The organism is Rhizobium sp. WYCCWR10014 (assembly GCF_001657485.1).
Lineage (GTDB): Bacteria > Pseudomonadota > Alphaproteobacteria > Rhizobiales > Rhizobiaceae > Rhizobium.
In genome coordinates, this window is record NZ_LXFU01000051.1 from 216,841 (window position 1) to 243,209 (window position 26,369).

Here is a 26,369-nt window from a genome sequence, read left to right on the forward strand (position 1 = left end):
CATGTTTCCATGGCGGCTTAGCGGCCTTTCTGCTTGGGAGGCGATTTTAGGCCGGAAGCTGGAAGATCACGTTGGCGATCAGGACGATCGCCAGGCCGCCGGCGAGCGCGACGTAAGGCAGGATGCCGGCTTTCTTGACGCCGAGATCCTGGCCGACGAGACCGAGATCCTCCATCGCGCCGGCCGGGAATTTGCCGCCGTCGCGCACATAGTGGCGATAGGCGAAGACCGGCAGGATCAGGGCGGCGAAGATGAAGCCCACCCAGAGCGCGTTGGAATAACCCCAGACCTTGGCACCGGCGCCGAGAAACAGCGCGTTGACGAAGGCCAGCACGGTGTTGAGGCCGATCAGCCAGGTCGGCGCCTTCCAGGGGCGTTCAATATGGCCGGAATCCATCCGGTGGATCCAGCCGGAATTGAGGTTCAGGAAGTTGAAGATGATGTAGCCGACATTCGAAACGGCGAGCACGAAGAAGTAGCCGCCGACATCCGAGGCGATTGCCAGCAGGAAGAGATTGAAGGCGAAATCGGTCCACATCGCCCGCGTCGGGGCGCCGTGCTCGTTCACGTGGTCGAGATATTTCGGCAGCCAGCCGTCCTTCGAGCCCTGGTAGAGCGTGCGCGAAGAGCCGGCCATCGCCGTCATGATGGCGAGGAAAAGCGCCATGATCATCAGTACGACGAGAAGCTGGGTGACGACGCGGCCGGCGCCGATCAGGCCGCCGAGCGCTTCGGCAACACCCGTGCCATCGACGATGCCGGGGGCCAGCATGCCTGCATGGCCGAGGACGCCCTGGAAGGCGAAGGGCACGAGAAAGAAGAACAGGCAGCAGGCAAGGCCGGAATAGAAGATTGCCTTGAAGGTGTCGGTCTTCGGGTTCTTGAGTTCGCGAGTGTAGCAGACCGCCGTCTCGAAGCCGTAGGTCGACCAGGCGGCGATATAGAGGCCTCCGAGGAAGAGCGTCCAGCCGCCGTTGCTCCATGTGCCGTCGGCGGCGGCATAGGCGGCGGTCGGCGGCACGAGGCCGGTGACGTTGGTGGCAAGGATCTGGCCGCTGACGATCGGATAGAGGCCGATGATGAGCAGCGGCACCAGCACGATGATTGCCAGCCACTTCTGCACGCTTGCCGTTTCCGAAATGCCGCGATGCTGGATCGCGAAGATGATCAGCATCAGGATGCCGCCGATGAAGAAGGTGGCGTTGATATTGGCGGTGGCGAGGAAGGGAATGTTGAAGCTCAAGAGCGACCAGCTGCGGATCGCCGGCGTCAGGGCGGCGATCCCGTCGGTGCTGAGCAACGCCTTGATGGCGTCGTCCGGCGTCGTGCCGGCATGGGCGGCGATATATTCGGCGACGCGGGGGCTGTCGGCCGTGATGGAAGCGGCATGCGCTGAGATCCAGTCGAGGACCATCTGCGAATCCGCTGCCGGAATCGGGTAGAATGCGTTGAGGATGTAACCGGCGGCGATGGCGCAGCCGAGCGACAGCACCGGCGACCAGGCAAACCAGTTGCACCAGACCGACAGCGGCGCGATGAATTTCGAGTAACGCAGCCAGGCGGTGGCGCCATAGACCGACGCGCCGCCGGATTTGTTGGCGAACATGCCGGCGATCTCGGCATAGGTGAAGGATTGCAGGAAACCCATCACCATCGAGATGATCCAGACGACGAAGGCAAGCTTGCCCGTCGTGCCTGCGATGCCGCCAATGGAGAAAAGAACGAGCGGCGGCACGCCCGCAGCCACCCAGAATGCGCCCTTCCAGTCGAGCGCACGTACAAGCTTACCTTCGGTGCCGGATGCAATCCCGGCCTCCACAATGTCTGTCATCGGTGAAATTCCCCATTCTATTTGTTCCGGACGTATCTTTGTACGTCTCCCTGAACGTGTCTCCCTGACAGTCTCAAGCCCGCCCGGATGATTTTGGCGATCCGTGTTCCCGACGGATTCCCCGAGTCTCAACTCTTGATGCATAGTGAAGATATTTTCTTTTTAGTCAACATCACTTTACTTTCCCGGGACATTTTGTAACCTGCTTGCGTGGGTGTCCGAGGACGCCCGATCCTCCCATGAGGGCAGTATGCGAGAACTTCATCCTGCTATGACGGGCCTGCGGCCGGCGTCTGCGAGCCTCGTGCGCTATCCCGGCATTCCCACCTTGCCGGAGGGAACCGAGCGCTACAGGGCAAAGGGCGGCGGATCGGTCGTTATGCGCGTCGAGCCGGGCGACCGCGTCAGCGTTATCGACAGCGAGGGCGGACAGGTCTGCGAAATCTCTTTCCTCGATGAGAAAGGGAGGTTCCTGGCCGCTGGTCTCGGAACGGCATTCAGCAATTCGGCCAATGGTTTGAAAGCCATTCTTCAGGCAGAGGATGAGAGTGCTGCCCGAACGCGCGCAGCACTTCAGCGTCGCGGCGCCGATCTGGCCACGGCCGGCGCGCTCAGCATCTTCGGGGCCGGATCGACGCCGGGCAGCCGGGCGGAATTCACGATCTCCATGAAGGGCCTGTTGATCGTCGCTGCGCCCGCTGGCGCCATGTCACCGGAGGCGCAGGATACGGCGACGCCGATCGAGATCAGGATCAAGCGCAGTCTGCTGATCCGCGATTATGCCTCCGCCCTGCCGGAACCGGCCGCCGATCCGCTCGAGGATATCCGCATCCGGGCGGCCACCGCCGCAGCCTATTTCGTGCGGGCCGGCGAATTCATCCAGATCATCGATGTCTATGGACGCCAGTGCACGGATTTCCAGGCTTTTGCCGCCCGCAAGGTCGACAAGGGTCTCGACCTCGCGCTTGATTCCACCGTCACCCGCACGCTGCTCGGCCGCAGCTATCCGATGCCGGGCCTGCCCTCCAAGGCCTTCGACCGCGACTTCGAGCCGCTGGTCGAGATCGTTCAGGATACGGTCGGGCGCCACGACGCTTTCGCGACCGCCTGCAATTCGCGCTATTACGACGACATGGGTTATCCCGGCCACGTCAACTGCACGGATAATTTCAACGCGGCGCTGGCGCCTTACGGCATTGCCGGCCGCAAGGGCTGGGAAGCGTTGAACTATTTCTACAACACCAATATCGACCACAACAACCAGCTCTATCTCGACGAGCCCTGGTCGCGCCCCGGTGACTACGTGCTGATGCGGGCGCTGACCGACCTCGTCTGTGTCTCCTCGTCCTGCCCTGACGATATCGACGCGGCGAACGGCTGGGATCCGACGGATATCCACGTCCGCACCTTTTCCGGAAAAGAGAAATTCTCACGAGCGGTAGCCTATCGCATGACCCCAGATGCCGACGCCGAACTGACGCGCGAAACCGCCTTCCATCCCCGCCTTTCCGAGTTGACGCGGGACTACACCGAATATCGCGGCTACTGGCTGGCGAACCGCTTTTCCAGCGAAGGGCCGGTCGAGGAATACTGGGCCTGCCGCGAGCGCGCCGCCGTCATCGACCTTTCGCCCTTGCGGAAATTCGAGGTGACGGGGCCGGATGCCGAGGAACTGCTGCAATATTGCCTGACGCGCGACGTGCGCAAACTGTCGACCGGCCAGGTCGTCTATTCCGCCATGTGCTACGAAAACGGCGGCATGATCGATGACGGAACGCTCTTTAGGCTCGGCGACAAGAACTTCCGCTGGATCGGCGGCGATGATTTCAGCGGCATCTGGTTGCGTGAGCAGGCCGAGAAGAAGGGCTTCAAGGCCTGGGTCCGCTCATCGACCGATCAGATGCACAATATCGCCCTGCAGGGTCCGAAGAGCCGCGATATCCTGAAGGAGATCATCTGGACGGCTCCGCGCCAACCTGAGATCGGCGAACTCGAATGGTTCCGCTTCACCGTCGGCCGCATCGGCGGCTTCGAGGGTGCCCCCGTCGTCGTCTCGCGCACGGGTTATACCGGCGAACTCGGCTACGAGATCTTCTGTCATCCGAAGGACGCGCTGACGGTTTTCGACGCCGTCTGGGAGGCGGGGCAGCCACACGGGTTGAAGCCGATGGGGCTGGAGGCGCTCGACATGGTCCGCATCGAGGCGGGCCTGATCTTCGCTCACCACGAATTCACCGACCAGACGGACCCGTTCGAAGCCGGCATCGGCTTCACGGTGCCGCTGAAATCCAAACAGGACGATTTCATCGGCCGCGAGGCGCTGATCCGGCGCAAGGAGCATCCGCGCCATCTGCTCGTCGGGCTCGACATCAAGGCGAACGAAGCGGTCGGCCACGGCGATTGCATCCATATCGGCCGCGCCCAGGTGGGCGTCGTCACCAGCGCCACGCGCTCGCCGGTCCTCGGCAAGACGATCGCGCTCGCCCGCATCGAAGTGATGCATGCAACCCCCGGCACCGAGGTCGAGATCGGCAAGCTCGACGGCCATCAGAAGCGCCTGCCGGCGACGATCGTGCCGCTTTCGCATTACGACCCGCAGAAGACGCGGCCCCGCTCGTAATGCCTGCTTTGGAGGTTCGGGAGACGGCGATCGGCTTCTCGCGCGGTTGATGAAGCCGCACGTTTTAGCGGCGGCATGCAAGGTGACAGAGATGCAACCTTATATTGAGTGCATGACCCTGAAAAACTAAAAGTTGACAAATTTGGATTGAATTACTATATCTCGGTTGTCGATATTGCTTGTTTGACTTTTGTTATCGCGCGCTGGCAACGTGCCCTGGACGAACTTCCCTCTTCAAAATCGAGATCATCATCCGTCGTGCCTTCGCACGTGCGGTCGTTCAATTGCTATGAAAGGGTTTGTTATGACCACTGGCACAGTTAAATGGTTCAATTCCACCAAGGGCTTCGGCTTCATTCAGCCTGACGATGGCGGCGCTGACGCCTTCGTCCACATCTCTGCCGTCGAACGCGCTGGAATGCGTGAAATCGTCGAAGGCCAGAAGATCGGCTACGAGCTCGAGCGCGATAACAAGTCGGGCAAAATGTCCGCTTGCAATCTCCAAGCTGCTTAAACTGAAATCTGCTTTCCTTTGACCGCGGATGTACCGGCACTGTCGAAAGTATGATACTATCAAGGTCAGGCAAATTGCCTGGCCTTTTTGCTGCTTTCGCCAAGCGGGCTCATAAATCCAGGATTGATATGACAGAGTCACACAGCAAATCACGCAAGCAGGCGGAGATTGCCTTCGGAAACGCGCAATCGCAGTTCCTGGCCAGAAGCCGCGCGGTCGAAGAGATCGATTCGACCGTACGTGCCCGCGATGAAAAAACCCTGCGGTTACGCGAAGCGCGTGAGGCCAAGGAATTGCAGGATCGCTTGACAGGAGTTACTGCTCCCAGCGCGAAGCGAAAAAAGAAAATCTGATCCTACTGCATAATTCCTTAAATCGGATTCGATTTCAGGATAAAACCATGCAGCAGTTTACAGCGCCCTTTGCGCGTCTGATGGCGCGCGGGGCCGTAGGGTCAAGTCAAACAGTCAGGAAACAGATTTGAAAAACGCCAGAAACAACGAGCTTTCCGATCGCCGCAGCGCCGCTGCCGAAGCCAAGGCGGCTCTCCTCAATGCGTATCGTAACGCCAAGGATTCAGCCGAACCCACAAGGCTTGCAAAGCAGGCGGAGCGCCAAGCCATTGCCGCGGCCAGGGAAGAACGTCGCGCTCAGCGAGAACGCGCCAAGCAAGAGGAACTGGAGCGGGCTCAGGCGGCCGAGGCCGAACGCCAGGCTGCCGCCGAGGCCGCAGCACGCGCAGAAGTCGACGCGCGCGAAGCAGCTGACAAAGACCGGATCGCTCGCGTGATTGCCGACGAAGCTGCCCGAAAGGCCGAACGCGACCTGCGCTACGCCAATCGCAAAGCCAGAAAGTCCTGATCGTCAGCGCCGCCTGTTGTCGCAACAGGCAGCGCTCTCTTTCAAGCGGCCTGCACGGCTGCATTCAGCGGGATTTCGACGTCGATCTCAAGGGTCGAGACGTACTCGTTGCGATCGATCGTCACCTGCACCTTGTCGTGGTCGAGCTGTACATGCTTTGCGATCACAGCAAGGATTTCCTCGCGCAGCAGGGTGACCAGGTCAGACCCCGCCGAGGAACGTTCATGAGCGAGAAGGACCTGCAGCCGTTCGCGGGCGGCCGGTGCGGTTCTCTGCTTGTTGAAAAGACGGAAAATATTCATGCCGCCCTCCGTCCGAAGATCTTACCGAAAATATTCCTCTTTTCCTCTGGGATGGCGATCGGCACCGTCTCGCCGGCGAGCCGGCGAGCAGCGTCGAAATAGGCCATAGCAGCCGCGCTGCGGCTGTCTGCCAGCGTAACGGGTGCACCGATGTTGGATGCCCGCAGAACATCCATGCTTTCGGGTATGATGCCGAGCAGCGGGATGGACAGGATTTCCAGGACGTCGTCGACCTTGAGCATGTCGCCGCGTTCGGCGCGATTGGCGTCGTAGCGGGTGAGCAGCAGGTGCTTTTCCATCCGCTCGCCACGCTCGGCCTTGGCGGTCTTGGCATCCAGCAGGCCGATGATGCGATCCGAATCACGCACCGACGAGACCTCGGGATTGGTGACGACCACGGCAACATCGGCGTGGCGCATGGCAAGCGTTGCGCCGCGCTCGATCCCGGCGGGGCTGTCGCAGATGATCCAGTCGAAATAGCGCTTCAGGTCGTTGATGACGCGCTCGACGCCCTCGGCCGTCAGATTGTCCTTGTCGCGCGTCTGCGAGGCCGGCAGCAGGAACAGCGTTTCCAAACGCTTGTCGCGGATCAGCGCCTGGGTGAGCTTGGCGTCGCCCTGGATGACATTGATCAGGTCGTAGACGACCCTGCGTTCGGCGCCCATCACGAGGTCGAGATTGCGCAGGCCCACGTCGAAATCGACGACGACGACTTTTTCATTGCGTTGCGCCAGCGCCGCTCCCAATGCGGCGGTCGAGGTGGTCTTGCCAACCCCGCCCTTGCCTGACGTGACGACGATCACTTTCCCCATCATTGTCTCTCCTTTGCCGTGGCCCCAGTAATTCAAAGTGTTAAAGCGATCCTCTTGCGGCTCTCGAAGAGACGCGCGGCGCTGCCGTCAGATCAGTTTCTCTGCCATGATCGCGTCGTCTTCGAGCCAGAGCTGAACAGCCTGTCCGCGAAGATTGGGCGCCATGTCTTCCGCCATTTTGTAGATGCCGTCGATTGCAACCAGCTCGGCCTCGAGCTTGCGGCAGAATATCCGCGCCGATGCGTTTCCGATGGACCCTGCCATGGCTCGGCCACGCAAGGCGCCATAGATATGGACGGACCCGCCGGCGATGACCTCGGCACCCGAGGCGACCGAACCGATGACGGTGACGTCGCCTTCCGGAAAGATTACCGATTGCCCCGAGCGCACAGGCTCCCGGATGACGATCGATTGCATGGCCGGGCGGGTCTCTGCCGCTGCCGGTTTGCCGGGCGGATCGACGGGCTCCTTTGTCTGAACCTCGATATCGGAAACCGACCGGCCCCCTTTGAGTGCCGGCGGCATGCCGGACCCCAGGATGGAAGGCCGCGCGCCCTCGATGCCCATGATACTGACATTGCGCTTGGCAAGTTCGGCAATGAGGTCCTTCAGCTGCGGCCGGTCGATTTGCAGGTCCGTCAGGTCGAGCACGACAGGCCGTCCGAGGAAGAAGCCGGCCGAACGGGCGGCCAGATCGTCCAGCCGGATCAACCAATCATCGATCGGAAGATCCGGGGACAGCATGACCGCCAGGAAAGAGCGGCCCTTGATGCGGATAGAGCGAGCGTCTGTTAGCACTTTGGTCATCTATGTGAAGAAATCGTTGACCATGTCTACCGCTGCTATGGTTAACAAAAAGTTAACGCGGCCTTAATTTCACTAACAATCACCTGAGATTCGTCAGGCACAGAATTATTGCAAGTCATTGGAATCGCGTTGCAATCTCTGGAAGCGCCGAACGGTTAATTATATGGCTTTGAACGTGAGCCGCAAATCTGCGGCTGCTTGGGTAACACTCAGCCTTCCGCCTTGCGTTGTGCGTTGGAAATGGCGCGTGCGGCCTCTTCCGAGGAGTTGGCAAGCGTGCGCATTTCGGCCGCCAGCACGGCAAAGCCCGATCCGGCCGTGCCGGCGCGGGCGGCCTCGATGCCGGCATTGACGGCGAGCAGCTTCAGGTAGCGCAGCGATTGCAGGATCTCATTGGTCTTCGAAGCGGTGACGCGCATGTCGGCGGTCTGGTCATCGATTCGCTGATAGAGTGATTCGATATTGATGATGCTGCCTTCGAGATAGAGAAGCTCGCCCTTCTCGTCCCAGATGCCGCCGCCCGTCTCGGTGACCCAGATGAGATGGCCCATGGCGTGACGGATGCGGTATTCCATCGTCCAGTCCGTGCGCCTCTCCAGCGCCCGTCCGACGATCTCGTCCATCACAGGCACGTCTTCCTCGTACATGATCGAGGTGAAGGTCCGCGTGCGGTTGCCGATGATCTCGTCGGCCGGATAACCGAAGATGCGCTCGATACCGTTGGTCATCTCAAGCATCGTATAGTTTTCGTCGGCACGGCAGCGATAGAGAAAACCGCTCATGCGCCCGAGAATGCTCGTTTGAAAATCCATGAAGGCCACATCCGAAGAGAAGAGTTGCAGATGGATTTATGTCGTCTCATTTAGAAAGGCGCACGTCCAAATGCCGGAAGAGAGCACCAACACCCTCCTCCGGCAATGCAGGTCCGCCTCATCAGTTGCGCAGATATTCCTCCATGGAATCGTCGAGCGCCTCGACCCAGGGTGTGTGATGCGTCGGCGACATGTTGCCGGTCATCAGCGACCGGTAGGCATGATCGCGAAAGCCCATGATGTTGTGGGCCTTGTGATGTTCCCACTCCATGAAGGTCTGGTTGGTGCCCTCGATGTCGAAATTGGGATAATCGGTTTCGGCAAGCAGTTCCTTCACATAGTCGCCCTGATACCAGATCATCTGCTCGGCATCATCGAGCGTTTCCTCGCGGGCGCGCCACATGTCGAAATTTGCCTTCAGCTCCTCTTCGGACGGCAGGGTGATGCGACCCATCATCACGTCGCGCGCCCACCAGGCCTGCACGTCGAACATGTTGAAGGTGTAGAACTGGTCCTGCATGCCGATATAGAAAAGCTGCGGGTTCTTGTCGAAGATCACCCCCTTGTAGAGGCTGTCGGCCCAGAGGCGATTGGCGGTCTTCAGCCTTAGATCGTCGGGCAGGAAGGGGAAGTGGTGCTGGTATCCGGTGCAGAGGATCACGGCATCGACCTCCTTGGTCGAGCCGTCGAGGAAATGCGCCGTGCGGTTTTCGAGCCTGGTCAGCAGCGGCCGTTCCTCGAAATTCTCCGGCCATTTGAAGCCCATCGGCTTCGAGCGGTAGCTGGTCGTCACCGATTTTGCGCCGTATTTCCAGCATTGCGAGCCGATGTCTTCGGCCGAATAGCTGCGGCCGACGATCAGGATATCCTTGCCCTTGAACTCCAGCGCGTCGCGGAAATCATGGGCATGCAGCACGCGGCCGTTGAAGGTCTTCACGCCCTCGAAATAGGGCACGTTCGGCGTCGAGAAATGACCTGATGCCACGACGACATAGTCGAATTCCTCGTCATACATCCGGTCCTCGATGCGGTTATGCGCCGTCACCGTGAATTTCTTCGTCTGATCGTCGAAGCGGACCATGCGCACCGGCGTGCTGAAGCGCACCCAGTGGCGGACGTTCGCCTTCTCGACGCGGCCCTTGATGTAATCCCAGAGCACGGCGCGCGGCGGATAGGAGGCGATCGGCTTGCCGAAATGCTCTTCGAACGAATAATCGGCGAATTCGAGGCATTCCTTCGGGCCGTTCGACCAGAGGTAACGATACATGCTGCCATGGACCGGCTCGCCATATTCGTCGAGGCCGGTGCGCCAGGTGTAGTTCCAGAGCCCGCCCCAATCCGACTGCTTTTCGAAGCAGACGATCTCCGGGATCTCGGCGCCCTTCTGGGCGGCCGATTGAAAGGCGCGCAGCTGCGCCAGCCCGGAAGGACCGGCACCGATGACGGCTACTCTTGTCATGAAGCATTCCCCTCTTGATTATATCGTTTTATCTTGCACATTCGCTGCGCCTCAGTCCGGATAGATGCCGGGGCTGGTCGGCGCCCCGTCGTCATATTTGGCAAGCCAGTCGATCGTCGTCTCGCGGAAGCGGGTGAGGCCCTTGTAGTCGATGAGCTCGGGCGGCAGCGTCTTCAGCACGCGCGGAAAGCGGCGCGCCCATTTCGGCACGGTGACGAGCTCTTCCATGTTCATCAGGTAGCAGCGGATGACGAAGAGGATGGCGTTCGAGCGCGGCAGGCGCCAGAGGCTCTGCAGCTCGACGCGCAGATGCACCTTTTCTCCGACATTCTCCGGCGTCACCGTGGTGCGGTCAGGACCCCATTTGTGATAATTCTCCGGGCTGGTGTCGAGCCGCGGATTGATCGTCATCGTCCAGTTGAAGCGTCGCGTCGGCTTGCCCTGCTGCAGGTTCAACAGGAATTTCAGCGCCCGGTCGAAGACGCCGATCTGGTGGGCGAGCGGCACCGGCCCGTGCCATTCCATGAAGTTCATGCCGATATCGAAATCGAGCGACCAGTCGGCCTGAGTGGTCACCATGCCGGCATCCATCCAGAGATTGCTGTCGCGCTGGTCGACGATGCAGAAATCGCCCTGGGCCTGGCGGGTGATATATTCGAAGGGCTCAAAGGGCAGCGTCGAGGCATCGCCGAAGGTGAAGCTGTCGTCGATGCCGAGCGGGCGGTTGATCCAGCGCCACTGGTCGCCGTTGCGGATCAGTGTGAAATGATCGGGGTAACCCGCCGCCTGCTCTTCCATCAAAAGTTCGAGCGTGTCCCACTGCGCGCTCATCATATGCGGCAGGGCCTGGTAGCGCAGCGGATCTTCCTTCAGCACCAGCGCCCGGTCGTGCATTTCGGCGACGTAATGCTCGTCGACGTCGATCAGGCTTTCGTAGACGGTTCCCGCCCGGCCGTGCACATGCGGCTCCATGTTGACCGAATACATGTATTCGTCACGGTCGAAGGGAAACGGGAAACGCCGGATGTTTTCGGGGCTGTTGCGATAGCTGAAATCGTTCCGGAAGGTTTCCTGCTTGAAGACGATTGCCATGTCCGGTCTCCTTGTTCCGCTTCCGATGCCGCTAAAGATCAAGATGCAGCGTGTTTCCCTCGAAGCGGGAAACGCAGATCATCACCTTGCGGCCGGATGCCTTTTCTTCGCTCGTCAAATAGACGTCATGGTGCAGCAGCTTGCCGTCGCAGGTGACGACCCCGGTCTCGCATTGACCGCAGGCGCCGCCGCGACAGAGGAAGGGCGCGTCGACGCCGGCCGCCTCGATCGCCTCCAGCATGCTTTCGTGATGGCCGACCTTCACGGTCTTGCCGGACCGCAGGAGCTCGATCGCGAAGGGCTTGCCGGGCAGTGACGACAGGAACCGTTCCGAATGCAGGTTCTGCTCCGGCCAGCCGGCGTTGAGGCCGGTTTTCAGCACGCCGTCGATCATGCCGGACGGGCCGCAGACATAAAGATGCGTGCCGAGCGGCTGGGTGCCCAGCAGGCGTGTGAGGGGGATGGCGTCGCCTTCGGCGTCGCAATAGATCTTGATCCGATGTCCGCCATAACGCTCGACGAGTTGCTGCCAATAGGCACCGCGGTCGCGCGTGCGGATGGCATAATGCAGCTCGAAATTGGCGCCTTCGCGGGAAAACTGCTCCATCATCGCGATGAATGGGGTAATGCCGATGCCACCGGCGATCAGAAGGTGCTTGCGCCCGCGCCAGTCCGGCTGGAACAGGTTGACGGGATAGCTGACCTTCAGCTCGTCGCCTTCGCTGAGCTTCTCATGCATGAAGGTGGAGCCGCCGCGCGAATCCTCGACGTGCAGCACGCTGATCTCATAGGCTGCGCAATCATGCGGCGGCGACATCAGCGAATAGGCGTTGCGGCGCATATGGCCGCCATCGTTCATCAAGACGATGACGTGGGCGCCGCCGGAGAAATAAGGCATCGGCTTGCCGTCAAGGCGCTCGAAACGGAAGCGCTTGACGCGCTCGGCGATCGGCGTGATCCGCGTCACGCGGACAGGAATTTCAGTGCCACCGCTCAAAGGAACAACTCCTCCGGATCAGGCGCGCTGCCCGGTTCTTCCGCATCGATATTGACGCCCTGGAAGGCAGCGAGCCGGCGCGAATAATGGTCGCGTACCAGAAGCGGCAGCCCGCAATGGCTGCAGGCAAAGGGGCTGGTGGTGACGTCGTCGGTGATGCCCTTGCAATGGACGCATTGCACACGCCGGGCCAGCGAGCCGCGATGCTCGGTGATGACGGAGGCGTGGTCCATGCCGTAATCGAGCGCCACCAGCATCGCCTGGCCGATGAAGCCTTCCGTGCCCGATAGATAAAGCCGCGTGCCCATATGGGCGGTCGCGAGCGAACCCTTCAATCGGAAGAGCAGCGTTGCGATGGTCGGCGCCGTGAAGAACATGTCGGCGCCGAGGCGGCGCAGCGCCTCGTCGAGGCCGGACCCTTGAGAGCCGCGGGCGACATAGAGGATTTCGCTGCGGGAAAGCGCCGTTTCGTCAAGCGCCGGCTGCTGATCGAGGAGAGCCTTGGCGCCCTCCCCCTCGAGCGCGAAAATGTGCCGCCGGGCGTTGGGCTGGATGGTCAGGCCCGTGTAGACTGGACGGCTCTTGATGCCTGCAACGAGCATTCGCGTGCTCCTTAACCTACGGCGGTCCTCTTCTTCTTCTCCGGATCGTCGAAAGGAAGCGTGTGGGCGGTGGCGCCTGCCTTCACGGTCTTGCCGCGGACTTCGAGTTTCGTCCCATGCACCGCCTTGTCAACGTCCAGACGGGCAATCGCCATGGATTTCTTCGTCAGCGACGAATAGCTCGGGCAGGTAATGACGCCGACCTTTTTGCCGTCGGCAAAGACTTCGTCGCCGAGATCGGCCGGTCCGTCGGCATCGATCAGCATGCCGAAGATCTTGAAGCGTTCCTTGCCCTTCAGGCGAGCATGTTCCTCGGCGCCGCGGAAGCCCGTCTTGCCGGGGCTGACGGTGAAGTCGAGGCCGAGTTCCCAGAGGCTGTCGCCGGGCGGCTGATCGGCGAAGGGATACATCTGCGAATTGTCGTAGGGGTAGAAGAGCAGGTAGCTTTCGACCCGCAGCATGTCGAGAACGGAGAAGCAGCAGGGGATGATGCCCATTTCCTTGCCTTCCTCGACGATCCGGTCCCAGACCATCACGGCGTCCTGGCCGCGTACGAAGATCTCGTAGCCGCGTTCACCGGTATAGCCGGTACGAGAGATCATCACCGGTGCGCCGAACAGCGTCGTCTGCATGTGGTGGAAATATTTGAGGTCGCGGATGCCGGGCACATATTTGGCGAGATAGTCGACCGCGATCGGACCCTGCAGCGACAGGTCGTGCAGGTCGTCGTCGAAGAGCACGGCGCAATTGCGGCCGGCCGCCTGCTTGACGACCTCTTCATGCCCAGAGCCGGAGCCATGTACCAGCATCCAGGAATTCGGGCCGGTGCGATAGACGATGCAGTCGTCGGTAAAGTGTCCGCGATCGTTCAGCATGGTCGCGTAGACCGACCGGCCGGGGTAGATCTTCGTCAGGTCGCGGGTGGTGATGGAGTCAAGCACTGCGATGGCGTGCGGGCCGACCAGGTGCACCTTCTTCAAGCCCGAGACATCCATGATGCCGGCCTTGGTGCGGACGGCGACATGTTCTTCCGACATGTCCTTGTCGTAGGTCCAGGCGGTGCCCATGCCGCTCCAGTCCTCAAGCTTCGATCCCAGAGCGCGATGCCGATCCGCCAAGACGGAGAAACGCCATGATAAAGCCATTGTCCGTTCCCTTTTGTTTCCTCTACGGAATATTTATTTCCTGACTATATAAGTCTTTCGCGCCGTGGCAAGCCCGCCCGGCATGCATTTCCCAAACTTTGATGGCACCTGCCGCAACCTTAACGCTCTGAATGACGGATGCGGCGAGGCACTACTGTCGATGCAAGTCTCAACCCATGCGTTCGGAGGCGTAGCTGCCGGGGCTTGCCGGGAAGACCACGGTACGATTGCCATTGATGAAGGTGCGGTGATGGATATGGGCGTGGATGGCACGTGCCAGCACCTGGCTTTCGACGTCGCGGCCGATCGAGACGTAGTCGTCGGGCGACTGCGCATGGGTGATGCGCGCCGTGTCCTGCTCGATGATCGGGCCTTCGTCGAGATCGGCGGTGACGTAATGCGCCGTCGCCCCGATCAGCTTCACGCCGCGGCCGTAGGCCTGCTTGTAAGGATTGGCGCCCTTGAAACTCGGCAGGAAGGAATGGTGGATGTTGATGATCCGGCCGGACATCTTCTGGCACATCTCGTCCGACAGGATCTGCATGTAGCGGGCGAGCACGATCAGCTCCGTGCCGGTCTGCTCGGCCACTTCCATGATATGGGCCTCGGCCTGCGCCTTGTTGGCCTTGGTGACGGGAATATGGTGGAAGGGAATGTCGTGGTTGACCACGACCTTCTGGTAATCGAAATGGTTGGAGACGACGCCGACGATATCGATCGGCAGCGCGCCGATCTTCCAGCGATAAAGCAGGTCGTTGAGGCAATGGCCGAAGCGCGACACCATCAGCAGCACCTTCATGCGCTTCTCGCTGTCGTGGAAATCGAAATCCATGTCGAAAGGAGCGGCGACGGCTGCAAAACCGGTGTCGATATCGGCGCCCGAGAGACCCTCTTCCGAAATGAAGCTGACGCGCATGAAGAACTTGCCGGTATCGAGATCGTCGAACTGCGAGCTGTCGATGATGTTGCAGCCCTTGTCGGCCAGATAGCTCGAAATCGCCGCGACGATGCCGCGTGTCGATTTGCAGGATACGGTGAGTACGAAGTTCTTCATGCTGTCTCTTTCTTCGCTATCCCAAGTGCAGAGGGGCAGATCACGCCGGAGCTTGTCCGCTCCGGCGCATCAGCGTGTCTGCAGAACGTCCGTCCCTTCAGATGTCGAGCGTGCTGTCGCGTTCCCACTGGGTGAAATGCGAGCAGTAGGCATTCCATTCCTGATGCTTGAGCTTGAGATAAGCGGCGGAAAACTCAGCCCCGATCGCCTCCTTCAAGCCCTCGTCGGCATCATAGGCACGCAGCGCGTCGAGCAGATTGAGCGGCAGGCGCGGCGCGTCCTTCACCAGATACCCCTCGGCATACATGTCGATATCGTAGTGCCGGCCGGGATCGGCTTGGCTGCGGATGCCGTCGAGGCCGGCCGCGATGATGATCGCCTGCAGCAGGTACGGATTGACCGCACCATCAGGCAGGCGCAGCTCGAAACGGCCCGGTCCCGGCACACGCACCATGTGGGTGCGGTTGTTGCCCGTCCAGGTCACGGTGTTCGGCGCCCAGGTCGCGCCCGATGTGGTGCGCGGCGCGTTGATGCGCTTATAGGAATTGACCGTCGGATTGGTGATCGCGGCAAGCGCGGAGGCGTGCTTCATGATGCCGCCGAGGAAGGTTTTACCCTGAGCGGAGAGCCCAAATGGCATTTCCTTGTCCGCGAAGGCGTTGACCTTGCCATCGATGTCCCAGACCGAGATGTGGGCATGGCAGCCATTTCCGGTCAGGCCCTTGAAGGGCTTCGGCATGAAGGTGGCGCGAAGGCCGTGCTTTTCGGCGACCGACTTGACCATGAACTTGAAGAAGGAGTGCTTGTCTGCCGTCTGAAGCGCGTCGTCATATTCCCAGTTCATCTCGAACTGGCCGTTCGCGTCCTCGTGGTCGTTCTGATAGGGCTTCCAGCCGAGCTCGAGCATGTAGTCGCAAATCTCGGCGATGACATCATAGCGACGCATCACGGCCTGCTGATCGTAGCAGGGCTTTTCGGCTGTATCGAACTGGTCCGAAATCACCGAGCCGTCGGCGGAGATCAGAAAGAACTCGGGTTCCACGCCGGTTTTCACCCGGAGCCCTTCTTTCGCAGCTTCAGCGACCAGTCTTTTCAGCAGCACACGCGGCGCCTGTTCGACAGGCTTGTCGTCCATGACGCAGTCGGCGGCAACCCATGCGACGTCTTTCTTCCAGGGTAGTTGGATGACCGAGGAAGCATCGGGAAGCGCGAACAGGTCGGGATGAGCCGGCGTCAAATCGAGCCAGGTTGCAAAGCCCGCAAAGCCAGCGCCATCTTTCTGCATGTCGGCGATGGCTTCCGCGGGGACCAGCTTGGCGCGTTGGCCGCCGAACAAGTCGGTATAGCTGATCATGAAATATTTGATGCCTTTGTCTCTGGCAAAAGCAGCAAGGTCCAGTGTCATTCTCGTTCCCCTTTGGATTTCTTAGAGACACCTTGGTTATGGATGCGAGACGGCCGGGACGTTTGCCCGGCCGGTAGAAATCAGTAGCCTCCCTTGCCGGGATACCAGTTTGTGCCGGCGAGCGGGATCTGGGCCATGGCGGCCGCCTCCATCGTCAGGGCGCAAAGATCTTCCGGTTCCAGGTTGTGCAGGTGGTTCTTGCCGCAGGCGCGCGCAATGGTCTGGGCTTCCAGCGTCATAACCTTCAGATAGTTGGCGAGACGGCGGCCGGCGGCGATCGGATCAAGCCGCTTCATCAGTTCCGGGTCCTGCGTCGTGATGCCAGCCGGGTCTTTGCCCTCGTGCCAGTCATCATAGGCGCCGGCCGTCGTGCCGAGCTTTTGGTATTCTTCTTCCCAATGCGGATCGTTGTCGCCGATCGCAACGAGTGCTGCGGTGCCGATGGCAACGGCATCGGCACCCAGCGCCAGTGCCTTGGCCACGTCGGCGCCCGAACGGATGCCGCCCGAGATGATCAGCTGCACCTTGCGATGCATGCCGAGATCCTGCAGCGCCTGGACCGCGGGGCGAATGCAGGCGAGCGTCGGCATGCCGACATTCTCGATGAACACATCCTGGGTCGCGGCGGTTCCGCCCTGCATGCCATCGAGCACCACCACGTCGGCCCCGGCCTTCACGGCCAGCGCCGTATCGTAATAGGGACGCGCGCCGCCGACCTTCACATAGATCGGCTTTTCCCAGTCAGTGATCTCGCGCAGTTCCAGGATCTTGATTTCGAGGTCGTCCGGGCCGGTCCAATCCGGATGGCGGCAGGCCGAGCGCTGGTCGATTCCCTTCGGCAGGTTGCGCATGTTGGCGACGCGATCGGAGATCTTCTGGCCGAGCAGCATGCCGCCGCCGCCGGGCTTTGCGCCCTGACCGACAACCACTTCGATCGCATCGGCGCGACGCAGGTCCTTGGGGTTCATGCCGTATCGCGACGGCAGATACTGGTAGACCAGTGTCTGTGAGTGGCCGCGCTCTTCATCGGTCATCCCGCCGTCGCCTGTCGTGGTGGAGGTTCCGGCAATCGTCGCGCCGCGTCCGAGCGCTTCCTTGGCATTGCCTGACAGGGCGCCGAAGCTCATGCCGGCAATGGTGATCGGCGTTTTCAGGTGGATGGGCTTTTTGGCAAAGCGTGCGCCGAGGACGACTGACGTGTCGCACTTCTCGCGGTAACCTTCGAGCGGATAGCGCGAGATCGATGCGCCGAGAAACAGCAGGTCATCGAAATGCGGAACCTTCCGTTTGGTGCCGGCGCCACGGATGTCGTAAATGCCGGTCGCCGCAGCACGACGGATTTCAGCCAGCGTGTAATCATCGAAGGTCGCTGACTTGCGCGGCGGGGTATAGGGGTTGTGATAGCTCATGATGGTCCCTCGCCTTAATATGCGTCAGCGTTGTCGATATTGAAATTGTAGAGCTTGCGGGCGGAGCCGTAACGCTTGAATTCCTCGGGCCTCACTTCGCTCACGCCCGCCTTTTCGAGAAGTTCGGCCAGCTTCGTCAGATGCTCCGGACGCAGCTCCTTTTCGATGCAATCGGCACCCAGGCTCTTGACCGAACCGCGCACGAAGAGCTTTGCCTCATAGAGCGAATCCCCAAGCGCATCGCCGGCATCGCCGAGCACCACGAGGTGGCCGGACTGCCCCATGAAGGCGGACATATGGCCGATATTGCCATGAACGACGATGTCGATGCCTTTCATCGAGATGCCGCAGCGTGACGCCGCATTGCCCTTGATGACAAGGAGGCCGCCGCGGCCGGTTGCCCCGGCATACTGGCTGGCATCGCCCTCGATGACGACTGTTCCAGACATCATGTTTTCCGCGACACCCGGACCTGCCGAACCGTGAACGGTGACGGTCCCGCCGTCGTTCATTCCAGCACAGTAATAGCCGACGGATCCCTTCACATCGACGGTGACCGGCGCATCGATGCCGACGGCGACCGAATGGCTGCCGCGCGGATTGACGACTTCGAAGGAAAGATCGTTCGAACCGTTCTGGATGTTGTGCAGGGCGCTGTTGAGTTCACGCAACGGCGTAGTGGCAAGATCAATGACAGGCATGTTTCGATAACCCTTGGAGAATGCGCATGAGGTGCCGGTCATGCGACCTTCTGGTGGTCCCAGAAATAGACGGTTGCAGGCTCCGGCTCCCAGACCCGGGCATTCTCGATGCCGGGCAGATTGACGAGCGCCCGGTATTCCGAACCGAAGGCGACATACTGCTCCGTTTCGGCCATGACAGCGGGCTTGCAGGCAATCGCGTCGCGCACGACGCCGAAGCCGGATTTCGTACCGACGACGAAGGTGAAGAAGCCGTCGAGGTCATCGACCGCGCCTTCCAGCGCCTGGCCGAGATTCTTGCCCTTGGCCATCTCTGCGGTCAGATAGGCGGCGGCGACCTCGGTATCGTTTTCCGTTTCGAAGGTCATGCCTTCGCGCTTCAGCTCGCGGCGGAGATTGTTGTGGTTGGACAGTGAGCCATTATGCACCAGGCATTGGTCGGAGCCGGTGGAGAAAGGATGGGCGCCGAGCGTCGTGACGGCTGATTCCGTCGCCATGCGGGTATGGCCGATGCCATGGGTGCCGGCCATTGAACTGACCGCGAAGCGGGAGACGACATCCTTCGGCAGGCCGGTCTCCTTATAGATCTCGATGGCGTCGCCGCTGCTCATGATGCGAACGTTCGGACGCAAGTCCGCAACGGCTGCCTTGCCCGCGTCGAGCAGGTCCTTGGCAAGCGTGATGACGGCATGCGTGCTCTTCACCTGGATGGCGACCGGTGCGCCAACCGCCTCGCCGAGCTCGGCCTCGAGGCCGGCGAAATCCTTCTTCGGATTGGCCGACTGGATGGTGATCTTGGCATTGTTGCCGCTGGTGTCGCCATAGATCGCGATACCGGCACTGTCCGGCCCGCGATCCGTCATCGTCACCAGCATGGACGACAGGAGCGCGCCGAGCTCCGGTTCGAGACTTTTATCCTTGAGAAAGAGACCCACAATTCCGCACATGACCAGACCTCCGTTCGTGTTGAGAAAGGACTAGCAGGTCTGTTTTGCGATTTCAACTCGGAAGAAAGATTTTTTCTTTTAAGGCAAGTCAGCCCTTCGAGCTTCGCTGTGGATAGGTGATGATCGAAAGGTATTTGCTCGGCAGTTTCACCAACTGCTCCGGCCCATGCGGTGCATCGGCATCGAAGAACAGGCTGTCGCCCGGCTCCATCTGGAAAAGCTGGTCGCCATGGCGGTAAACGACCACGCCTTCGAGCATGTAGAGAAATTCCATGCCCTCGTGCTGAAAGGTCGGGAAGGTGTCGGAATCGGCCGTTAGTGTGATGAGGTAAGGCTCGACGATGACGCCGCTGGTATTGTTGTCGATATGGCCGAGCAGATTATATTGATGGCCGGCGCGCGTGCCGCGCCGTTCGAGCTCGATGCCTTGGCCGGCCTTGACGAAGACGGCATTGCGCGGTTCCTCATAGCGGCGAAAAAAGGCAGTCAGCGGTACGCCAAGCGCCCGCGACAGCGATTGCAGCGTCGTCAACGACGGCGAGATGTTGCCGTTCTCGATCTTCGACAGCATGCCGAGTGAAATGCCGGTGGCGGCCGCCAGATCGGTGACCGTGATGCCGAGTTTCTTGCGGTAGGCGCGCACCTCATGGCCGATCGCCATTTCGAGGTTGTTTTCCTTCGGCTCGCGAACGGCGTGCGGGTCCTGGGACAAGGGAGCGCGTCCACTATTCGCCTGTTCCGGTTGCTCTGCCGCTTTACGGTTGGATTTCATGGGTTTTCCACTGCCGCCTTTTCTTTTGTCCACGGCAACCCTATCGTCATAGTGAAAATTTCTCAACCGTGAAGAAAACCTATTCCCGCCGCGCCTCGCGCGGAGCGATGCCGTAGAGGGCGCGGAACATCCGGGAAAAATGGCTCAGACTGGAAAAGCCGGTGGCCACCGCAATTTCCGAGACGGAAAGCGGGCTCTGCTTCAGCAGGCGATGGGCATGCTGCAGCCTGATCCTGCGGTATTGATCGAGGAAGGTGGTATTGAGCTGGGCCGCAAAGAGCCGGTCGAGATGGCGGGTGGTGACGCCGGCGATGCGCGCCATGGCGGCACGCTCGAGCGGCATCTCGATCGTCTCTTCCATCCGCTCGAGAACGCTGAGCAGGCCGGGATGATAGACGCCATAGCGCTCCGCCAGCGAGGCGCGCTGGGGTGCGGCGGGTTCGTTGACCTCTGTATGAAGATACCAGTCGCTGACGCGGCGGGCGAAATCCGGCCCCATGCGCTCGGCGATCAGCACATGCATCATGTCGAGCGGTGCGATGCCGCCGCCGCAGGTAATCCGGTTGCCGTCGATCATGAAGCGCGCCTGGCGCGGCGTGAGGTCTGGGAAGGCTTCAAGAAGGGCTGCGGCATGCTCCCAGTGGATGGTGAAATCGCGGCCGCCAAGCAGACCGGCAGCGGCCATCAGATAGGGGCCGCCCGAGATGCCGCCGATCCTCACACCTTCGCGCGACAGCTGCCGCAAGCAGGCAAGTACGCCGGGATACCGCCAGTCGCGGGGCAACCCGCCGGCGCAGACGAAGGCCGTTCCGAGCCCCGCGCCCCTGACGGGCAGCGGTTCGGCGGGGACGCTGACGCCCGAGGAGGAAAGCGCCGGCGCGCCATCGGGCGAGAAGATCTGCAGCCGATAGATCTCACGGCCGGCCAAGAGATTTGCAGCCCTGAGCGGCTCGGTCGCCGAGGCATAAGACATCAGCGCGAACCCCGGGATTAGGATGAAGCCGATCGTCTGCGCATTTCTGCTATCAAGTGAGGACATGTCTCTTTCTTAGCGATTCATGTCCTTATCATGCAAGTCTGCCGTGCTCTTTCTGGCATCATTGCCCTGTTCTTTCCGGGGTGACCCATGCGCTATTCCGCTCTTTCGATTTTCCTGAATGGCCTTCGCGGCAACAAAGGCTGGGCGCCTGCCTGGCGCGACCCGGCGCCAAAGCCGCATTACGACGTCATCATCGTCGGTGGCGGCGGCCATGGTCTTGCCACCGCCTATTATCTTGCCAAGGAATTCGGCGTCACCAATGTCGCCGTCCTCGAAAAGGGCTATCTCGGCTCCGGCAATATCGGCAGGAACACGACGATCATCCGCTCGAACTATTTGCTGCCTGGTAATAATCCCTTCTACGAGCTGTCGATGAAGCTTTGGGAAGGGCTGGAGCAGGACTTCAACTTCAACGCCATGGTCTCGCAGCGCGGCGTGCTCAACCTCTTCCATTCCGACGCGCAGCGCGATGCGTATACGCGCCGCGGCAACGCCATGCGGCTGCACGGCGTCGACGCCGAGCTTCTCGACAGGCAGGCGGTGCGCAAGAAATTGCCCTTCCTCGATTTCGGCAATGCCCGTTTTCCCATTATGGGCGGCCTGTTCCAGCCGCGCGGCGGCACGGTGCGCCACGATGCGGTCGCCTGGGGTTATGCGCGCGGCGCAGACAGCCGCGGCGTCGACATCATCACCCAGTGCGAGGTGACCGGCATCCGCAGCGAAAACGGACACGTGACCGGCGTCGAGACCAGCAAGGGCTTCATCGGCTGCGGCAAGCTGGCGCTTGCGGCGGCCGGCAACTCCACCGTCGTCGCCGATATGGCCGGCCTGCGGCTGCCAATCGAAAGCCATGTGCTGCAGGCCTTCGTTTCCGAAGGGCTGAAGCCCTTCATCGACACGGTCGTCACCTTCGGCGCCGGGCATTTCTATGCGTCCCAGTCGGACAAGGGCGGCCTCGTCTTCGGCGGCGACATCGATGGCTACAATTCCTATGCCCAGCGCGGCAATCTCGCTTGCGTCGAGCATGTTGCCGAAGCCGGGCTGGCGCTGATCCCGTCGCTGTCGCGGGTGCGTTATCTGCGCTCCTGGGGTGGCGTCATGGATATGAGCATGGACGGCTCGCCGATCATCGACCGCACCCATATCGACAATCTCTATCTCAACACCGGCTGGTGTTACGGCGGCTTCAAGGCCACGCCCGCCTCCGGCTTCTGCTACGCCCATCTGATTGCCCGCAATGCGCCGCATCAGACCGCCCGCGCCTTCCGGCTCGACCGCTTCGCGCGCGGCTACCCGATCGACGAAAAGGGCGTCGGCGCCCAGCCCAATCTGCACTGAGGACTTTCGACGATGGCAAGCCTGATTTCCTGTCCCCATTGCGGCGCCCGACCCAAGGAGGAATTTACGATCCGCGGTGATGCGGGCCCTGCTCGGCCGGCACCGGATGCCGGTGCGGAGGCCTGGTTCGATTATGTCTATCTGCGTGACAATCCGCGGGGCCGGCACAGCGAATACTGGCACCACTCCTCCGGATGCCGCCGCTGGCTGATCGTCGAACGCGATACCGTCACCCATGCGGTCCACGGCGTCAGGGACGCCGCACTTTCCAAGCTCGGCGGAGAACCGGCATGACGAGCTTCCGTCTTTCCTCCGGCGGCCGGATCGACCGCGCCACGACACTCGGTTTCACCTTCGACAGCAGGCCGCTTGAAGGCCATCCGGGCGACACGCTCGCCTCGGCGCTGCTTGCCAACGGCGTCCAGCTCGTCGGCCGCAGCTTCAAATATCATCGCCCGCGCGGCATCCTGACGGCAGGCGCTGCCGAACCGAACGCGCTGGTGACGACAGGCAGCGGCGGGCGCACCGAGCCGAATACGCGCGCGACGATGATCGAGCTTTACCAGGGGCTGACGGCAAGGAGCCAGAACCGCTGGCCCTCGCTCGCCTTCGATGTCGGCGCGGTCAACGGGCTGCTCTCGCCCTTCCTCAGCGCCGGCTTCTACTACAAGACCTTCATGTGGCCGGCGGCCCTCTGGGAAAAGCTCTATGAGCCGGTGATCCGCAAGGCGGCGGGCCTCGGCAGGGCATCCTACGAGGCCGATCCCGACAGCTACGAAAAATGCTGGGCGCATTGCGATCTGCTGGTGATCGGCGCCGGCCCTGCTGGTCTTGCCGCAGCGCTGACCGCCGGCCGCGCCGGTGCGCGCGTCATCCTCGCCGACGAGGGATCCGAACTCGGCGGCGGCCTGCTTTCCGACAGCGGTTCTGTCGACGGCAAGCCGGCGGACGCGCTTTTGGGAGAGCTGCTTGCCGAACTGGAGGGACTTGCGAATGTGCGCCGCCTGCCGCGCGTGACGGTGTTCGGCTGGTACGACGACAATGTCTTCGGCGCCGTCGAGCGGGTGCAGAAACATGTGGCGATGCCCGATCCTGATCGTCCGGTCGAAAGACTGTGGCGCATCGTCGCCCGGCAGGCGATCCTTGCGACCGGCGCCGAGGAGCGTCCGATCGTCTTCGGCGGCAACGATATTCCCGGTGTGATGATGGCAGGCGCCATGCGCAGCTATCTCAACCGGCAGGCGGTCGCGCCCGGCAGAAGCACTGTCATCTTCACCACCAACGATGCCGGATATCGAACCGCAGCCGATCTCGAGGCCGCCGGCCTCGCGGTCGCGGCGATCGTCGACAGCCGCGGGGATGCGGCCGCGAGCTGGCAGGGCCGCGCCGAAGTGCTGAAGGGCGCCAGGGTCATCGATGCATTTGGCGGCAAGCGCCTGCGCGGCGTCAGCGTCGAGGCAGCAGGCGGCACCCGTCGGATTGAAGCGGATGCGCTTGCCATGTCGGGCGGATGGAGCCCGATCATTCATCTTGCCTGCCATCGCGGTGCAAAACCGCAATGGTCGAACGAGGCCTCGGCGTTTCTGGCGCCCGTCCAGCAGGAAGGTCTGACTGTTGCCGGCTCGGCTGCCGGCATGCTGCAAACCGCGACCTGCCTCGGGGATGGAGCCGCAAAGGCAGCTGTCGCGTTGAAGACGATCGGTTTCGCAGCGGCGAAGCCGGCCTTTGCTCCGGCGTCCGAGACGGCTGCACAGGCAAAGCCGCTCTGGTCGGTCAAGGGCTCGAAGGGCAAGGCTTTCGTCGATTATCAGAACGACGTGCATCTCAAGGATTTGGGTCTCGCCGTCCGCGAAGGCTATGGCCATGTCGAGCTCGCCAAGCGTTACACGACATCAGGCATGGCGACCGACCAGGGCAAGCTTTCCAATATCAACGCCATCGGCATTCTCGCCGAGGCGCGCGGCGTGTCTCCCGCGGCGGTGGGAACGACGACCTTCCGGCCCTTCTATACGCCGGTTTCCTTCGGCGCCCTCACCGGGGCGTCGCGCGGCAAACATTTCCAGCCGGCGCGCAAATCGCCGCTGCATGGCTGGGCTGAGAAGAGCGGTGCGGTCTTCGTCGAAACCGGCCTGTGGTACCGTTCCTCCTGGTTCCCGCGCCCCGGCGAGACGACATGGCGCGAAAGCGTCGACCGCGAGGTGCTGAACATCCGGAAGAATGCCGGCCTCTGCGACGTCTCGACCCTGGGCAAGATCGAGATCTTCGGGAAGGATGCCGCGACCTTCCTCGATCGCATCTATTGCAACGGCTTCGCCAAGCTCGCCGTTGGCAAGGCGCGTTACGGCATCATGCTGCGTGAGGACGGCTTCATCTATGATGACGGCACCACCAGCCGGTTTAGTGACGGCCATTTCTTCATGACCACGACGACCGCACTTGCCGCCGGTGTGCTGACCCATCTCGAATTCTGCGCTCAGACGCTCTGGCCGGAACTCGACGTCTGCTTCGCCTCCTCTACCGATCAATGGGCGCAAATGGCCGTCGCCGGGCCGAAGTCGCGCGCCATTCTCCAGGAGATCGTCGACGAGGACTTGTCGGATGCGGCCTTCCCCTTCATGAGCGCTCGCAAGGTCTCGCTCTTCGGCGGCGGGCTCGAGGGCCGGCTCTTCCGGATCTCCTTCTCCGGCGAACTCGCCTACGAACTGGCCGTACCGGCCGGCTACGGCGAAAGTGTCGCCGATGCGGTCATGGCGGCGGGCGGAAAACATGGCATCTGCGCCTATGGCGCCGAAGCGCTCGGCGTCATGCGCATCGAAAAGGGTCATGTCACCCATGCCGAAATCAACGGCACGGTAACACCAGGCGACCTCGGTTTCGGCCGCATGGTTTCATCGACCAAGCCGGATTTCATCGGTAAGGCAATGCTGGCCCGCGAAGGACTGCAGGATCCCGAGCGGCCGCGCCTCGTCGGCGTCAAGCCGCTCGATCCGGCAAGTGGTTTCCGCACCGGCTCGCATATTCTTGCCGACGGCGTTGCCGCGACCCTCGAAAACGACCAGGGCTACGTCACATCAAGCGCCTTTTCGCCGGGGCTTGGCCATACGATCGGCCTGGCGCTCGTCAGGCGCGGGCCGGAGCGCATCGGTGAAAAGGTGACGGTCTGGAACGGCCTGCGCAACGAATTCACCGATGCGGTGCTCTGCCATCCCGTCTTCATCGATCCCGAAAACGAGAAGCTCCATGCGTGATCTTCCGCAACATAAACCGGTTCTGGCCGGAACGGTCTATAACGGCATCTCGGAGGCAGGCATCCGGCTGGCAGCCCTGCCGGAGGGCCATCTCCTGCATGTGCTGGGCGCCATCGAGCCATCCGCGCTCGCCGCGGAATTGGTGAAGGCGGGCTTTGCTGAGAGTTCGATCCGCAAGGCGGGCTTCCGGCAATGGTTCGTCGCCGGCGACGAGCCGCTTGTCCGGGCCAGCCTCGATACTCTCGCCGCAGCGCTTGCGGGAAAGGCCTACGTCATGGACCAGAGCCACGGGCGCGTGCGTATCGGCGTTTCCGGCCGCTCTTCGCGGGCGCTTCTTTCAAAGGGAACTGCCGTCGATCTCGATCCTTCCGTCTTTCCGGAAGGTCATTCGGCCATGACGATGGTCGGTCATCTCTCGGTGCAGATCGTCCGCACCGGCGATGACAGCTTCGAGCTTACGGTGCTGCGCAGCTTTGCCGAAAGTCTCTGGGACGATCTCGCTCATATGGCGGCCAGCGCCGAAAAGGATGGCGCATCGTCATCGTAACGAGAGCCAGCATGTATTGCTGGAACCCGAAAAGCCATGACGGCTTCAATGTTGC

The 26,369-nt window shown here is 61.5% G+C and carries 25 protein-coding genes; 8 read left to right on the forward strand and 17 right to left on the reverse strand.

Features of this window, described 5'->3' with window-relative positions; translation table 11 throughout:
- Positions 1–46: 46 nt before the first annotated feature.
- On the reverse strand, positions 47–1,831 hold the full coding sequence (locus A6U98_RS31050) for an APC family permease (RefSeq protein ID WP_064654928.1): 1,785 nt from the start codon (positions 1,829–1,831) through the stop codon (positions 47–49).
- A gap of 250 nt (positions 1,832–2,081) precedes the next feature.
- Between A6U98_RS31050 and A6U98_RS31055 the strand changes: the two genes are divergently transcribed.
- From A6U98_RS31055 to A6U98_RS31070, 4 genes are all read left to right on the forward strand, one after another.
- Positions 2,082–4,451 carry a DUF1989 domain-containing protein gene (locus A6U98_RS31055; RefSeq protein WP_064654930.1) on the forward strand — a complete coding sequence of 790 codons (2,370 nt, stop codon included), beginning with the start codon at positions 2,082–2,084 and terminating at the stop codon, positions 4,449–4,451.
- A 304-nt stretch (positions 4,452–4,755) separates the two neighbouring features.
- On the forward strand, positions 4,756–4,965 hold the full coding sequence (locus A6U98_RS31060) for a cold-shock protein (protein ID WP_003548109.1): 210 nt from the start codon (positions 4,756–4,758) through the stop codon (positions 4,963–4,965).
- Between the two features lie 128 nt (positions 4,966–5,093).
- Positions 5,094–5,318, forward strand: coding sequence for a hypothetical protein (locus A6U98_RS31065; protein ID WP_003553295.1), 225 nt, complete (start codon positions 5,094–5,096; stop codon positions 5,316–5,318).
- A gap of 127 nt (positions 5,319–5,445) precedes the next feature.
- Positions 5,446–5,826 carry a DUF6481 family protein gene (locus tag A6U98_RS31070; RefSeq protein WP_064654932.1) on the forward strand — a complete coding sequence of 127 codons (381 nt, stop codon included), beginning with the start codon at positions 5,446–5,448 and terminating at the stop codon, positions 5,824–5,826.
- Positions 5,827–5,867: 41 nt separating this feature from the next.
- Here A6U98_RS31070 and minE read toward each other — a convergent pair whose 3' ends face one another.
- From minE to A6U98_RS31150, 16 genes are all read right to left on the reverse strand, one after another.
- Positions 5,868–6,128 carry a cell division topological specificity factor MinE gene (minE, locus tag A6U98_RS31075; protein ID WP_003548116.1) on the reverse strand — a complete coding sequence of 87 codons (261 nt, stop codon included), beginning with the start codon at positions 6,126–6,128 and terminating at the stop codon, positions 5,868–5,870.
- Positions 6,125–6,940, reverse strand: coding sequence for a septum site-determining protein MinD (gene minD, locus A6U98_RS31080; protein ID WP_018448670.1), 816 nt, complete (start codon positions 6,938–6,940; stop codon positions 6,125–6,127). Before minD ends, minE begins: the two co-directional genes overlap by 4 nt.
- An 87-nt stretch (positions 6,941–7,027) precedes the next feature.
- Entirely contained in the window at positions 7,028–7,747 is a 720-nt protein-coding gene (gene minC, locus A6U98_RS31085) for a septum site-determining protein MinC (RefSeq protein WP_064654934.1), read from the reverse strand.
- Positions 7,748–7,956: 209 nt separating this feature from the next.
- On the reverse strand, positions 7,957–8,559 hold the full coding sequence (locus tag A6U98_RS38085) for a PAS domain-containing protein (RefSeq protein WP_003553302.1): 603 nt from the start codon (positions 8,557–8,559) through the stop codon (positions 7,957–7,959).
- Between the two features lie 121 nt (positions 8,560–8,680).
- Positions 8,681–10,018 (reverse strand): NAD(P)/FAD-dependent oxidoreductase, encoded by a 1,338-nt coding sequence (locus A6U98_RS31095; protein ID WP_064654935.1) that lies wholly within the window; start codon positions 10,016–10,018, stop codon positions 8,681–8,683.
- 51 nt (positions 10,019–10,069) lie between these two features.
- Complete coding sequence (locus A6U98_RS31100) at positions 10,070–11,110, reverse strand: DUF3445 domain-containing protein (protein WP_064654937.1); 1,041 nt, start codon at positions 11,108–11,110, stop codon at positions 10,070–10,072.
- A 31-nt stretch (positions 11,111–11,141) separates the two neighbouring features.
- Positions 11,142–12,107: a PDR/VanB family oxidoreductase gene (locus tag A6U98_RS31105; protein ID WP_064654939.1), complete on the reverse strand. Its 966-nt coding sequence runs from the start codon at positions 12,105–12,107 to the stop codon at positions 11,142–11,144.
- A complete protein-coding gene (locus A6U98_RS31110) occupies positions 12,104–12,709 on the reverse strand; it encodes a dimethylamine monooxygenase subunit DmmA family protein (RefSeq protein ID WP_064654941.1) in 606 nt (201 codons plus the stop codon). Before A6U98_RS31110 ends, A6U98_RS31105 begins: the two co-directional genes overlap by 4 nt.
- Before the next feature lie 11 nt (positions 12,710–12,720).
- Complete coding sequence (locus A6U98_RS31115; RefSeq protein WP_064654943.1) at positions 12,721–13,854, reverse strand: aminomethyltransferase family protein; 1,134 nt, start codon at positions 13,852–13,854, stop codon at positions 12,721–12,723.
- 169 nt (positions 13,855–14,023) lie between these two features.
- The gene (purU, locus tag A6U98_RS31120; protein WP_064654945.1) at positions 14,024–14,908 is read right to left on the reverse strand and encodes a formyltetrahydrofolate deformylase; all 885 of its coding nucleotides are present in this window, start codon (positions 14,906–14,908) and stop codon (positions 14,024–14,026) included.
- Positions 14,909–15,005: 97 nt separating this feature from the next.
- Positions 15,006–16,313, reverse strand: a complete 1,308-nt coding sequence (glnT, locus tag A6U98_RS31125) for a type III glutamate--ammonia ligase (RefSeq protein ID WP_064654948.1) — start codon at positions 16,311–16,313, stop codon at positions 15,006–15,008.
- Positions 16,314–16,393: 80 nt separating this feature from the next.
- Positions 16,394–17,722, reverse strand: a complete 1,329-nt coding sequence (locus tag A6U98_RS31130) for an FMN-binding glutamate synthase family protein (protein WP_003548137.1) — start codon at positions 17,720–17,722, stop codon at positions 16,394–16,396.
- 14 nt (positions 17,723–17,736) lie between these two features.
- Positions 17,737–18,423 (reverse strand): GXGXG domain-containing protein, encoded by a 687-nt coding sequence (locus tag A6U98_RS31135; RefSeq protein ID WP_027665463.1) that lies wholly within the window; start codon positions 18,421–18,423, stop codon positions 17,737–17,739.
- Positions 18,424–18,461: 38 nt separating this feature from the next.
- Positions 18,462–19,370 carry a glutamine amidotransferase family protein gene (locus A6U98_RS31140; RefSeq protein ID WP_064654950.1) on the reverse strand — a complete coding sequence of 303 codons (909 nt, stop codon included), beginning with the start codon at positions 19,368–19,370 and terminating at the stop codon, positions 18,462–18,464.
- Positions 19,371–19,458: 88 nt separating this feature from the next.
- Positions 19,459–20,142 (reverse strand): helix-turn-helix domain-containing protein, encoded by a 684-nt coding sequence (locus A6U98_RS31145; RefSeq protein WP_064654952.1) that lies wholly within the window; start codon positions 20,140–20,142, stop codon positions 19,459–19,461.
- A gap of 79 nt (positions 20,143–20,221) precedes the next feature.
- Positions 20,222–21,181: a GlxA family transcriptional regulator gene (locus A6U98_RS31150; RefSeq protein WP_018448681.1), complete on the reverse strand. Its 960-nt coding sequence runs from the start codon at positions 21,179–21,181 to the stop codon at positions 20,222–20,224.
- Positions 21,182–21,268: 87 nt separating this feature from the next.
- Here A6U98_RS31150 and A6U98_RS31155 point away from each other — a divergent pair, with 87 nt between their 5' ends.
- Genes A6U98_RS31155 through A6U98_RS31170 form a run of 4 tightly spaced genes read left to right on the forward strand, consistent with a single transcriptional unit; the run spans position 21,269 to position 26,314 of the window.
- Positions 21,269–22,519: a sarcosine oxidase subunit beta family protein gene (locus tag A6U98_RS31155; RefSeq protein WP_064654954.1), complete on the forward strand. Its 1,251-nt coding sequence runs from the start codon at positions 21,269–21,271 to the stop codon at positions 22,517–22,519.
- Between the two features lie 12 nt (positions 22,520–22,531).
- Complete coding sequence (locus tag A6U98_RS31160; RefSeq protein WP_064654956.1) at positions 22,532–22,813, forward strand: sarcosine oxidase subunit delta; 282 nt, start codon at positions 22,532–22,534, stop codon at positions 22,811–22,813.
- Positions 22,810–25,767: a sarcosine oxidase subunit alpha family protein gene (locus A6U98_RS31165; protein WP_064654958.1), complete on the forward strand. Its 2,958-nt coding sequence runs from the start codon at positions 22,810–22,812 to the stop codon at positions 25,765–25,767. The genes A6U98_RS31160 and A6U98_RS31165 overlap by 4 nt, the downstream gene beginning before the upstream one ends.
- Positions 25,760–26,314, forward strand: coding sequence for a sarcosine oxidase subunit gamma family protein (locus A6U98_RS31170; RefSeq protein WP_064654960.1), 555 nt, complete (start codon positions 25,760–25,762; stop codon positions 26,312–26,314). The genes A6U98_RS31165 and A6U98_RS31170 overlap by 8 nt, the downstream gene beginning before the upstream one ends.
- The last annotated feature ends 55 nt before the right edge of the window (positions 26,315–26,369 follow it).